Genomic DNA, 12828 nt, shown 5'->3' on the forward strand with positions numbered 1-12828 from the left:
ACTGGACCTGGACCGTCAATCCCTCGGTCCGGTAGGCGCTCGGATCAAGGTCGAGATGCTGCTCGATGAGCTCTACGCATCTCGGGCGGCACGGATCAAGCCGCCGTCGATCCCCACCCTCCCTTTTCTGGCTCTAGCGGTCGGTTTCGATAGCGACCATAGCTCGGTTTGTGGCCTGGGGCGCCGACCTGGGTGAGATGGCTACCAGGCCGTAAGGGCCTGTCTGAAGTCGTCCAGCGTTGGAGGTAGCCCGGCTCGGATGGCCAAGTGTCGTGGTCGACAACGAACAAGCTTCTCACCTGCTGTCGCGCTGGTGTGTCCAGTTCCAGAGGCAGTGGGCCGGTGTAGGTGTCGACGTCGGCGCATCCGTACGCGACCGCGACGTGCGTCGTCGCCGTAGGCTTCGTGCATCGCTGCGAGCGCCGCGGAAGCCAGCGCATCGAGTTCAGGGTGCGGTCAATACGCAGATGGATGCCGTGGCGCGACACCCTGAGCTCGGTGACCGTCAACGTGACCGGCGGACACGGACTCAACTGGTCAACAATGCTTCCTGAAGCCAGAAACGAGCGAACCGCCCCGTCCCGCGAGACACTGTGTCCAGCCAGGCCAGGCTCAGGTGCTGCTCGACGCCTACAATCGGACTGACGATCTCTCGCCAAAGTCGCGAATCACGAAGTTAAAGAAGAAGTGTTCCCCGCGCGGGGATGATCCGATCACCGCCTACCAAGGAACAGGTGGCTGACACGTGCTCCCCGCGCACACGGGAATGATCCGCGTGACGCGCGGCGCGGCTTGCGTGTGGCGATGTGCTCCCCGCGCACGCGGGGGTGATCCTGGGCGGAGATGGCCGGCGATGCCTGGCCATGGGTGCTCCCGCGCATGCAGGGATGATCCCGACGCGACCCGGGAGGTGAGCGATCCGTAACCGTGCTCCCCGCGCACGCGGGATGATCCGGCGACATGCACGCGGTGATACCAGTTACCGATGTGCTCCCCGCGCACGCGGGGATGATCCGGGGATCGACATGACAGGAGTAGTCACCGCCGCGTGCTCCCCGCGCACGCGGGGATGATCCGCGCACCGCCTGGGGCATCAAGACCAGCCCGACGTGCTCCCCGCGTATGCGGGGATGATCAGTCGACATCCGGCCATCGGGCACCGCCCAGTTCGTGTTCCCCGAGCACGCGGGGATGACTCGACCGTTGGCAGATGGCACGAGCATGACCAACCGACTGGAGTACCGGTCGGTTGGTCATGTTGGTGTCTCTGGTGCGGATTGCTGGAAGTGCGCCTAGCGGGCTCGGTGCCGGGAGTAGCGTTGCTGGAAGTTGTTGGGCTTCTGGGCATCCGGAGGCGGAGGGAACTTGTCGGTGGGAGATGCAAGAGTGTTGTGCGCTCCCAAGACTCGGGGTGGATTCTTTCGATAGGGGATAGATCCTTGATGTTGAGCGAGGCTGCTCGATCGGTGTGGGCGAAGTCGCCGAACGATGCTGGTGAGTGGCTACCGTTGTGGCAACACATGGATGATTCCGCTGACGTCGCGGGGCACCTGTTCGACCAGTGGCTCGCACCAAGCGTGGTCGAGATGTTGACGGGGGAGTTGGACGGTGACCGTGACGCGGCGCGGTGCGCGGTGCGGTTCCTCGCAGGGGTGCATGATCTCGGAAAAGCCACACCTGCCTTCGCGATTCAACATGAAGGGCTTGCTCAGCAGATGCGTGAGCGAGGTTTGTATATGCCACTCATGCGGCGTGAGCTGGTTGACCGGCAGCTGGCACACCATACGGTAGCCGGACATCATCTACTGATTCGCTGGCTGGTGGATCAGGGGTGGTCTCGGCGGTGGGCCGTCGCGTGGGGAGTAGTGCTCGGAGGCCATCATGGAGCACCGCCAGATGAGGACGACCGACTGCTGCCGCAGAGTTATCCGCACCTGTTCGGCGAGGGTGTGTGGGTGCAGGTACAGCGAGAGTTGTTGTGTCGCATAGCCGAACGGGTGGGTGTGCTGAACTACCTCGATGGTTGGCGCGAGCTGAGGTTGTCGGTGCGGTTCCAGGTGTTGGTGACGGGGATCGTCATCGTGTCGGATTGGATTGCCAGTAACGAGGACCTGCTGGGTTTCCATGCAGAGGTATTGCCGCAGGACGTGGTCGACCCTCAGCGGTCGGGTCGGGCGTTGGCGGCATTGGCTTTGCCGGTGCCGTGGATCCCTTCGGCGATACCGGATGAGGTGTCAGAGCTTTTCGCGACGCGGTTCTCTTTGCCGCTGGGCGCGGCGGTGCGACCGGTACAAATCGCCGCGTGCGATGTTGCGCGGGCGATGAGCGAGCCGGGGCTGCTGATCATTGAGGCGCCGATGGGCGAAGGCAAGACCGAAGCTGCTCTGGCGGCTGCGGAGGTCATGGCGCAACGGTGGGGCGCAGGGGGATTGATGGTGGCGTTACCCACGCAGGCAACCAGTGACGCGATGTTCGATCGTGTTGTCGATTGGCTGGACCGTTTGGGTGCTGACGATCATCAGGTAGGAGGATCGATCACTCTCGGCCACGGTAAGGCCCGGTTGAACCGGCTGTTCCAAGGTCTGGTCCGGGCCGGAAAAGTCGGTCACGCCGAAATTGACTGCGACGACGGTCTGGGGAGTAAAACGGTTGCCCGCCACGCGGTTACAGCACATGCATGGTTGTCGGGGCGGAAGAAGGCCCAGCTGGCGAACTTCTCGGTGGGGACCATCGACCAGTTGCTGTTCGCGGGGTTGAAGTCCCGGCATTTGATGCTGCGTCACCTCGGATTGGCCGGCAAGGTCGTCGTGCTCGATGAGGTGCACGCCTACGACGCTTACATGAATTCATACCTCACCAAGGTGTTGACATGGCTTGGCGCTTACCGGGTTCCGGTGATTGCGCTGTCGGCGACGCTGCCTGCCGATCGTCGGCAGGAACTGATGCAGGCCTATCAGCGCGGTTCCCATCGGAGTGCCCTGCCATCCATGAGCGATGTCGAGGGCTACCCGATCTTGTCGTGGACAGCGGGTGAGTCAGTGCACCATCGCCGGATCGAGCCTTCGGGTCGGAGCACTTCGGTGCAGGTGAGTTCTCTTGGCGGGAGGGTCGACGACGATGCGGACGCATTGGTCGCGCTGCTGAAGGACAAGTTGTCCGGCGGTGGTTGTGCACTGGTCATACGGAACACCGTCCGTCGTGTGCTGGCCACGGCCGCCGCGCTGGAGCGCTCCTTCCCCGGTGAGGTGACGGTGGTGCACGCGCGGTTCATCGCCGCGGATCGGATGCGTAAGGACGCAGAGCTTCTCGATCTTTTCGGATCACCTGATAGATCACAGCAAAGGCCCGAACGGCATATCGTTGTCGCCTCCCAGGTGGTGGAGCAATCGCTGGACATCGACTTCGACCTGCTGGTCACCGATCTGGCACCTATCGATCTGATCTTGCAGCGGATGGGCCGTTTGCATCGTCACCACCGCGGTGTAGGCCAGGTCGAGCGGCCACCGAAGCTGCGTACCGCTCATACCTACATCGCGGGTGTGGAGTTCACTGCGGGCGCGCCCGAGTTGGAACCGTCGGCTGCCCGGTATGTCTACGGCGCGTATCCACTGCTCCGCGCAGCCGCAGTCCTGTTGCCGCACCTCGGCCAGACGATCAACCTGCCCGACGACATCGCACCACTCGTGCAGCAGGCATACGGTCCCCAGCAAACCGGCCCAGAGTCTTGGCAGGACGCCATGAGTACCGCGCGTGAGCGCTGGCGGGATCGTTGTGCAGCTCGTGCTGCGAATGCGGAGAAGTTTCAGCTCAAAGAGCCTGCGCGACCGGGGAACTCGATTATCGGTTGGGTCGCGGCCAATGTCGGTGAGACCGAGGATGATTCGCAAGGGCAAGGCCAAGTTCGCGACGGTGCACCCAGCTTGGAAGTGATCGTGATCCAGCAGCATGCTGACGGTGACTGGTTTACCCCGGCATGGCTGTCTGAAGATCACGGCCACCGCCGTGTTCCCCGGGAATCGACACCGTCAGATCAGCTGGCCCAGATTATTGCCACTTGCTCGCTTCGTCTGCCGCTCGAGTTCAGCACCGAAATGGCCGAACGCGGACTATGGGCCGCGACACCAGAGCAATGGGAGTTCTCGCCGCTCATCTACCGTCTGCCGGTCTTGGTGCTCGACCAGGACGGTTTCGGTGAGATCGCCGGCCGAGCTGTGCGTTACACCCCGGGTTCGGGCCTACAAGTGCTGGCCCCCGAGGAACAAAGTCCGCAAGGCGCTGATGATTCACCGAGAGAGGCGAGCTCCCACCCGTGAACGCCATGAATAGACCAGGATTCAGTCTGCTCGACGAGCCGTGGATCGTCGCGCTCGGTCGCGACGGTCGTGAGCGGGAGCTATCGATTCTCGAATTGATGGAGCAGGCAACGGATTTGACGACGATCGGTGGGGAGGTGCCGACTCAGGGGTTCGCGATCACGCGCCTGTTGCTGGCGATCATCCATCGGGCACTCGACGGGCCGACCGACGCGGATGGGTGGGCTGAGTTGTGGGCTTCGGACGGGCTGCCCTTGGATCGTGTGCGCGCCTATGTCGATCCGTTGCGTCCTCGGTTCGACCTGTTCGCCACTGAGGCACCGTTCTTCCAGGTCGCGGGTTTGCAGACCGAGAAGGGGGAGGTGTCGGGGCTGGAGAAGATCGTCGCGGATGTGCCGAACGGGCAGCCCTTCTTCACCACTCGGTCTGCGGTGAGTCTTCGGCGGATCGAGGCGTCGGAGGCGGCGCGCTGGTTGGTGCACGCGCACGCGTTCGACCCGTCGGGTATCAAGTCCGGTGCTATCGGCGATGGCAGTGTCAAGCACGGCAAGGGGTATCCGATCGGCACCGGCTGGTCGGGTCAGATCGGGGGAGTGCTGCCGCAGGGTGAGAATCTGCGGGAGACGTTGTTGCTGAATCTTGTTGCCTACGAAGATAACCCGTACGTCAGTATCGGCGGGGCTCATGATATTCCGCCGTGGGAACGCGATCCTGATTCGGCGGTGTGGAAGGAGCGTCCGCCGAACGGGGCGATCGACTTGTATACGTGGCAGACTCGTCGAATCCGATTGGTGGGGGACCGAACCGGGGTAACGGGGGTCGTGCTGGCCAACGGCGATCGGATCGTGCCGCAGAACCGTCACGACATGGACCCGCACACCTGCTGGCGTTACAGCGAACCGCAGTCGAAGAAACACAAAACTGTCGTCTACATGCCCTTGACTCATGATCCGGAGCGTTCGGTATGGCGCGGTATCGGCGCTATGCTGCCGACGGTCTCCGGTCGCGGAACTAGCCATGGGGGAGATCCGCAGCCGCGGTTGGCGCCGGGAGTCTTGCAGTGGATCGGGGACCTCGGATCCAAAGACCTTTTGCCGGAACGATATACGCCACGCGTGCGGATCGTGGGTGCCGAATACGGTGCACAGAGTGCTACGTTCGCCGAGATCGTCGAGGACCTGCTCCCGATTCCCGTGATCTTGCTGCGCCAGGACAAACCTGCCGCAGGGCAGACGGCGACGAATGCCGTCGATGATGCCGAGCGTGCGGCATTCGCGGTATGGAGCTTCGCGGAGAACATCGCCCAAGCCGCTGGCGCTGCCCCCAAGTCAGGTGCTGGTGACCGAGCACGAGAGCGGTTGTACGCGACTCTGGACAGCCGATACCGCGAGTGGTTGGTGTCACTGAGCCCCGGTGCCGACCTGAGCGAAGCGCGGGCACAGTGGCAACACGCTGTCCGAGCCGCAACGTATCCCGTTGTCGCGGAACTAGTGTCGGCCGCCTCGCCTGCCGCATGGGTCGGACGCGAGGTTCGAGGGCAACTGGTCAACGTCTCGCGAGCCGAGTCGTGGCTGCGATCGGCGTTGCGAAAAGCGTTACCTCTCACCGATACCCAGCCTGACGACTCAACATCAGAGGAGATGGTGGTGGCGTGAGTACCGTCGAGAACGAACAACAAGCACCAGCCAAACCGGCTCGGCGACGTCTAGGTCTGCTGGGTGCGGCCCTGGACTGGCGGCTGAACAGGCTGCAGGAGGAATACCTCCGCGGATCCCCGCTCGCCCGAGCGGAGCTAGCCAAGCTACGCCGCGGCCTAGGAAAATCGGCAGGCAGTGTCCCCGAGATATGGGACTCGACCATCGCCGCGGTGCCCACCTCGCTACACGGTGAAGACGGCTTCGATGATTCAGAGCCCAGCATCGCCGAGCAGGCCGCGCACGCGACACTGACGCTGTTCGCCGCACACCAGCAGTCGATGTCGGTGCGAGCCCACCTCTCACAGGTGTCGTTCGGTCGGGCGGTGGGAAACCTTGCGCAATCCGAAGGCCGAAGCGCCGAGGCAGTCACGCGTCGATTCATGGCGGTCGCTACCGCCCAGTCCATCAGCGAGGTGCTGACGCACATCCGCGGGCTCGTGACGCAATTACGTACCGCCAAACAAGGATTCGACTACGCCCGCCTCGCCGACGACATCACCGGCCTGCTCACGCCGGGGCGTGCCCAACAGGTGCGACTCGCCTGGGGACGCGAGTTCTACCGCACCCCGGCACCCAGCGATGTCGAACCCGAACCCACCCCGACGCTGACCATCGAAAAGGACCCGAGCTGATGAACCGAACCCTGATCGAGCTGCACATCCTGCAAACCGTGCCACCGAGCAACCTCAACCGCGACGACACCGGCAGCCCGAAAACCGCCATCTACGGCGGAGTGCGCCGCGCACGAGTCTCGAGCCAAGCCTGGAAACGCGCCACCCGCGTCGCGTTCGACGACCACCTCGACCAGTCCGAACTCGGCGTGCGAACACGACGCGTGGTCGAGCTCCTCGGTGCCGAAATCACCTCCCGCGCACCCGATCTGGAGCCACGTTCCCTCGAACTGGCCACCGCGGTGATGACCGAGATCGGAATCAAGGTCAAACCGCCGAAAAAGGACGCCACCAACGAGGCCGGATACCTGGTGTTCTTCAGCAAGCATCAAATCACGGCGCTGGCCCAAGCCGCTGTTGCCGCAGCCGCCACCGACGACGTCGCTAAAGCGTTGCGAGAAGCCAAAGTCAAAGACCTCGCAGACCGTGACCACTCGGTCGATATCGCGTTGTTCGGCCGCATGGTCGCCGACCAAGCCGACCTCAACGTCGACGCCGCAGTCCAGGTCGCCCACGCCATCAGCGTCCACCCGGTCGAGACCGAATTCGACTACTTCACCGCCGTCGACGACCACATCGGCGAAGACGAGACCGGTGCCGCGATGATCGGCACCGTCGAGTTCAACTCCTCAACCCTGTACCGGTACGCCACCATCGACGTCGACCGCCTCAACGACAACCTCGGTGACCGCGAAGCCACCCGGCGCGCGGTCCAGGCATTCGTAAGCTCGTTCGTGCGGTCCATGCCGACCGGCAAACAAAACACCTTCGCCAACCGGACCCTGCCCGAAGCCGTCGTCGTGCTGGTCCGCGACAGCCAGCCGATCAACCTGGTCGGAGCCTTCGAACACCCGATCCGCGAATCCAGCACCGGCGGTCGGGTCAAACGAGCAGCCGACGCACTGCGCGACGAAGCACGAGAGATCCAGCGCGCCTACAACGAAACCCCCGTCACCGGCTGGGTGACCCGCCTGGGCTCGGACACCGCAGCCCTGGACGACCTGGGTAGCAACGTCAGCTTCGCCGACCTGGTGAACCAGCTCGCGGCGCTGGTCGAGGCAAGGCTCGGAGACCAGCAGTGAGCGTCGTCGCGCTGCGGCTGGCCGGACCCCTGCAATCCTGGGGCGCCAGCAGCAAATTCGTGCGACGCGACACCGAAACCGCACCCACCAAAAGCGGCGTCCTCGGACTCGTCGCCGCAGCCAAAGGGTTACGTCGCACCGATCCTCTCGAATCGTTGCTGGGCTTGCGATTCGGTGTCCGCCTCGATCAACCCGGCCAACTTCTGCGCGACTTCCACACCGCGCAAAAGCCCAAACGCGAACGTGACGGATCTACCAGCTGGACCCCGTTGCCGCTGTCGTATCGGTACTACATCTCCGATGCCGCCTACCTCGCCGTGCTCGAAGGTGAGCATGATCTCGTCACCACCATCGACGCCGCGCTCCGCAGCCCCGAGTTCCCGCTCTACCTCGGACGCCGCTCGTGCCCGCCCGCCGGCCCGATCGCGCTCGGAGTCTTCGATACAGACCTCGACACCGCACTGGCCACCCGGCCATGGCTGGCCAGCACCCGAGTCCAGAAACGCACCCGTGACACCCTCGTCACCCTGGCGACCGTCCGCGACGCGGCCGAAGGGGAACTCACCGCGGAGGCAATCCATGACACCCCAGTCAGTTTCGACCCGAACCATCGCCAGTACGAATGGCGCAACATCGTGCGCGGCACCGTGAAAATCCCCAACCCGCACGGCACCACAGCACCGGTCACCGAACACCACGCCATGTCGGTCCTGGAGGCATAACGCGATGTTCCTGACCAGAATGCAAATCAACCCACGCCGCCGCGGCGCGCGGCTACTGCTGTCGTCCCCGCAAGTCCTGCACGCCGCAGTGTGCAGCGGATTCGCCGACGCAACCCCCAGCGGCGAAGGCCGAATCCTGTGGCGCCTGGACAACTACGGACCGCACCGGGTGATCCTGTTCGTCGCCAGCCCCGACAAACCCGACTTCACCCACATCATCGAACAAGCAGGCTGGCCCACCACCGAAACATGGGACACCAAACCGTATGACCGCCTACTCGACCGACTGACCCTCGGCCAACAATGGCAATTCCGACTCACCGCCAACCCCGTCCACTCCGCCCGCCGCGAAGGCTGGACCGACACGAAACCACTCGGCCACGTCACCATCCGCCAGCAAGAACAATGGCTACTCGACCGCACCCCACGACTCGGATTCCAGATCCTGCCCCGCAAAGCAGACAACGCAGTTGACGGCGAAGTCGAACTCGTTATCACCGACCGTGGTGTACGGCGATTCAGCCGAGGCGACGGTCGTGTCACGATCTCCACCGCAACGTTCGAGGGTTTGCTGGAGGTCACCGACGTTGCCGCACTGAAGAATTCACTCACCTTCGGTATCGGACGAGCCAAATCCTACGGGTGCGGGCTACTCACTCTCGCCTACCCAGCCACGCCCGACAGTCCGCAATGAGCACCATCGGGCGTCGTACCTCGGAGTCCAAGGAGTTGGTGCGGATCTCAGACCGGATCGCATTCCTCTACCTGGATAGGTGTGTGGTCAATCGGGACAGTAACGCGATAACGGCGATCGACGAACGCGGCACCACCCACATTCCCGCCGCGTCGGTCGGTGTGTTGTTGCTGGGCCCGGGGACAACCATTACCCACCAAGCGATTTCGCTGATGTCAGATAGCGGATCGACAGTGGTATGGGTTGGTGAGCGCGGCGTACGGTACTACGCGCACGGCGTTGCTCTGTCACGATCTTCGCGGCTGCTGGATGCCTAAGCACAAGCAGTGACGAACACTCGTGCACGACTGCAGGATCGACCGCTTGGCGGCCAGAGGTGCTCCCCGCGCACGCGGGGATGATCCGATCGCCATCATGCTCGCCACCTGATCCGCGCGGGGTGCTCCCCGCGAATGCGGGGATGATCCGGAGCTGTGCTTGGCCGACCCCACCGAACCGGCGTGCTCCCCGTGCACGCGGGGATGATCCGCACTGCCGCGCGGCCGAATGATCGTCTACGGCGTGCTCCCCGCGCACGCGAGGATGATCCGCTGCTGACCGGCCGGTTCACCACACCTATTCCGTGCTCCCCCGCGCACGCGGGGATGATCCGTCACCGAGCAGGCCGAGGCCGAACCGCACCGGGTGCTCCCCGCGCACGCGGAAATGATCCGCCTTCTGAGAGTTGCACGTTGGTCCAGCGGGCGTGCTCCCCGCGCACGCGGGGATGATCCGCGAGGCTTGCGATCTCGCCAGCGTTCTCAGCTGTGCCGCCCGCGCACGCGGGGATGATCCGGTGCAGTTGCCCGCGCTCGATCGCGGCATGGGTGCTCCCCGCGCACGCGGGGATGATCCGGAAGGCAAGGGCAGCGCGGGCTCGCTGGTGACGTGCTCCCCGCGCACGCGGGGATGATCCTCCGCGTTGAAGATCCTTCCCGACCTCGACGAGGTGCTCCCCGCGCACGCGGGGATGATCCGCGGGTGTGGTGGTTGTCGAGAGCGCGGCGCAGGCGCTCCCCGCGCACGCGGGGATGATCCGCATGGCGGGCTGTTCGGTCAGGTGTTGCACCGGCGCTCCCCGCGCACGCGGGGATGATCCGACCGCGAGCGAGGGCGGACCCGAAACATGCAGGCGCTCCCCGCGCACGCGGGGATGATCCGCCGTATCACCAGGAGAACGCCACGACCGGATAGCGCTCCCCGCGCACGCGGGGATGATCCGAGGCCATTTTCATCGGCCCGGCGATCACCAACGCGCTCCCCGCGCACGCGGGGATGATCCGCTGCCCACCACGACCATGTGGCCCCGCTTCTCGCGCTCCCCGCGCACGCGGGGATGATCCGGTCGGCGACGCGGCACTGAGTTTCTTCGAGCAGCGCTCCCCGCGCACGCGGGGATGATCCGCCCTCGAACTCACCGAAGACGAGAACTAATCAGCGCTCCCCGCGCACGCGGGGATGATCCGGCGTCGCTGGAACTGCCGCCCACCGATGACACGCGCTCCCCGCGCACGCGGGGATGATCCTGCCAGACCGGAGCATCCCGATACTGGCCCTTCGCGCTCCCCGCGCACGGGGGGATGATCCGTGGCAGTGATCGACGTAGCCACGGAGACCGAAGCGCTCCCCGCGCACGCGGGGATGATCCGTGGGGCAGCGATGACCGCGCCGGTCTATCCCGGCGCTCCCCGCGCACGCGGGGATGATCCGGCGAATGGGCACCAGGCGATCGGCTGCCACCGGCGCTCCCCGCGCACGCGGGGATGATCCGCGACCTGAAGGGCCAGGGCCTTGCCTCCGCGGGCGCTCCCGGCGCACGCGGGGATGATCCTGGGATGACGAGCGGGACGAGCAGGACCAGGGCGCGCTCCCCGCGCACGCGGGGATGATCCGGAACAACCACATACTGGTTGATGGACCCCCAAGCGCTCCCCGCGCACGCGGGGATGATCCTGCACCGTGATCGCTCAGGTCGACAAGGAGTTGGCGCTCCCCGCGCACGCGGGGATGATCCGGAAGCCGCGTGGTGGGCGGATTACACCGCCTGGCGCTCCCCGCGCACGCGGGGATGATCCGCCCTTGGCGTACACCTCTGAACCGGTCAGCAGGCGCTCCCCGCGCACGCGGGGATGATCGGCACCCGACACCGGGCGCATCGTCATCATCGGGCGCTCCCCGCGCACGCGGGGATGATCCGCGCGGGCTGTTGTACAACACCGCCCTGATCTAGCGCTCCCCGCGCACGCGGGGATGATCCGACGATCTACGGCCCGAACGGTCCCGGTCTGTCGCGCTCCCCGCGCACGCGGGGATGATCCTTCAAAATCGAAATGCGCCAGATGCGCGGGTTGGCGCTCCCCGCGCACGCTGTCCTAATCGAGTCGGACGTTGCGCGCTCCCCGCGCACGCGGGGATGATCCTTGCTTTCCACCCCAGCCAATTCCGTTGAGCATGCGCTCCCCGCGCACGCGGGGATGATCCGCAATTGGGCGCATTGGGACGACGGCCGCAGCAGCGCTCCCCGCGCACGCGGGGATGATCCGGCCGCACGTCCGCAACAAAGTATCTCGACCGAGTGCTCCCCGCGCACGCGGGGATGACCCGGTAGGCAGACAGCCCTACTTGTGTGCTTCTCAGTGCTCCCCCGCGCACGCGGGGATGATCCGCAGGCCGCGGACCGCGAGCGTCGCCGTGCGGAGTGCTCCCCGCGCACGTGGGGATGATCCGGGCGCCGATGGCGTCGCTACGCGATGAACAACGTGCTCCCCGCGCACGCGGGGATGATCCGCGAGCCCGACTCTCAACTAGGTTTGACGTTCGTCTCGAGTCGCGTCGACGACCTCGTCGAGCGCCGTGCGGGCGGTCCCGAGAAACATGCTTTGTGCCGCGAGGAAGCTCTGCCCGGCTGACTCGACGATACTGCGGTGTACTACGACATCAGATGTCGAACTCGCATGTGCCCGTGCGTAATCGCGGACTGCGCTCACCAGGACACCAAGCTGAGCGATCAACTCCTGCGCCATCTCGGCGACACTGGCCGGTCCTTCCAGGACGACCTTGTAGGTGGTGTGTTCCGCGGCCTTGAAGAGTCCGCGGATTCCTTCTAACCGGGCTTCGTCGGTCGGCACCGACTGTGGCGCGGCTAGTAGTTCGCGGAAGTACTGCTGGTTGGCTCGGTCCGCGGTGCTCATGTTCGTGAGCAGTTCGAGGTAGGCACCCTGGCGCCGTTCACGACGCCATCGAAGGTGCTCGAGCCGCAACTCGCGCAGCTGTCGGTCCTGCTGTAGCTGTTCTTCTCGAATCTGGTGTCGCTCCAGCGCGACCTGCCGCCGCCCCTCGGCCTTCGCCGAGATGGACGCGGTCAGCACAGATCCGATCGCCGTGCCAAAGATTCCGACAGCTGCGATGAGAACGCTGATCACGAGACACCCCCCGTTCCGTGTGCTCAGTATGACGCGGTACCCGATGGCAGGGCGGTGTTCCGAGTGAGGTGACTGGGCCCGGTCCGCTGGGGATTCGGAGGCCGGGCCTGGTCCTGGTTTGGGCCGCCACCGATTCGGGCTCGTCAGGATATGAGCCGATCCAAATCTCCACGGTGACGTTTGGTAGC

Annotated in this window: 8 protein-coding genes; 7 read left to right on the top strand and 1 reads right to left on the bottom strand. The window is 65.0% G+C overall.

Features of this window, described 5'->3' with window-relative positions:
- Positions 1-1466 precede the first annotated feature (1466 nt).
- The 7 genes from cas3 to ACQPW1_RS22635 are packed head-to-tail and all read left to right on the top strand — an operon-like array spanning position 1467 to position 9496.
- Positions 1467-4313, top strand: a complete 2847-nt coding sequence (cas3, locus tag ACQPW1_RS22605) for a CRISPR-associated helicase Cas3' (RefSeq protein ID WP_433664688.1) — start codon at positions 1467-1469, stop codon at positions 4311-4313.
- 5 nt (positions 4314-4318) lie between these two features.
- Positions 4319-5968 (top strand): type I-E CRISPR-associated protein Cse1/CasA, encoded by a 1650-nt coding sequence (gene casA, locus ACQPW1_RS22610; protein ID WP_433664690.1) that lies wholly within the window; start codon positions 4319-4321, stop codon positions 5966-5968.
- Positions 5965-6642 (top strand): type I-E CRISPR-associated protein Cse2/CasB, encoded by a 678-nt coding sequence (gene casB / locus ACQPW1_RS22615; protein WP_433664691.1) that lies wholly within the window; start codon positions 5965-5967, stop codon positions 6640-6642. The genes casA and casB overlap by 4 nt, the downstream gene beginning before the upstream one ends.
- Positions 6642-7763: a type I-E CRISPR-associated protein Cas7/Cse4/CasC gene (cas7e, locus tag ACQPW1_RS22620; protein WP_433664692.1), complete on the top strand. Its 1122-nt coding sequence runs from the start codon at positions 6642-6644 to the stop codon at positions 7761-7763. Before casB ends, cas7e begins: the two co-directional genes overlap by 1 nt.
- Positions 7760-8485 (top strand): type I-E CRISPR-associated protein Cas5/CasD, encoded by a 726-nt coding sequence (gene cas5e / locus ACQPW1_RS22625; RefSeq protein ID WP_433664693.1) that lies wholly within the window; start codon positions 7760-7762, stop codon positions 8483-8485. Before cas7e ends, cas5e begins: the two co-directional genes overlap by 4 nt.
- Before the next feature lie 4 nt (positions 8486-8489).
- Positions 8490-9179, top strand: a complete 690-nt coding sequence (gene cas6e, locus ACQPW1_RS22630; protein WP_433664695.1) for a type I-E CRISPR-associated protein Cas6/Cse3/CasE — start codon at positions 8490-8492, stop codon at positions 9177-9179.
- Positions 9176-9496, top strand: coding sequence for a hypothetical protein (locus ACQPW1_RS22635; RefSeq protein ID WP_433664696.1), 321 nt, complete (start codon positions 9176-9178; stop codon positions 9494-9496). Before cas6e ends, ACQPW1_RS22635 begins: the two co-directional genes overlap by 4 nt.
- Positions 9497-12022: 2526 nt before the next feature.
- Here ACQPW1_RS22635 and ACQPW1_RS22640 read toward each other — a convergent pair.
- Positions 12023-12586 (bottom strand): hypothetical protein, encoded by a 564-nt coding sequence (locus ACQPW1_RS22640; RefSeq protein ID WP_433664697.1) that lies wholly within the window; start codon positions 12584-12586, stop codon positions 12023-12025.
- Between the last annotated feature and the right edge of the window lie 242 nt (positions 12587-12828).

This window comes from Nocardia sp. CA-128927, assembly GCF_050955855.1.
GTDB lineage: Bacteria > Actinomycetota > Actinomycetes > Mycobacteriales > Mycobacteriaceae > Nocardia.

Excerpts from the sequence above, each read along its gene's own strand:
- casA (WP_433664690.1), top strand. The coding sequence starts at position 4,319 with ATGAATAGACCAGGATTCAGTCTGCTCGACGAGCCGTGGATCGTCGCG.
- cas7e (WP_433664692.1), top strand. The coding sequence starts at position 6,642 with ATGAACCGAACCCTGATCGAGCTGCACATCCTGCAAACCGTGCCACCG.
- cas6e (WP_433664695.1), top strand. The coding sequence starts at position 8,490 with ATGTTCCTGACCAGAATGCAAATCAACCCACGCCGCCGCGGCGCGCGG.
- ACQPW1_RS22635 (WP_433664696.1), top strand. The coding sequence starts at position 9,176 with ATGAGCACCATCGGGCGTCGTACCTCGGAGTCCAAGGAGTTGGTGCGG.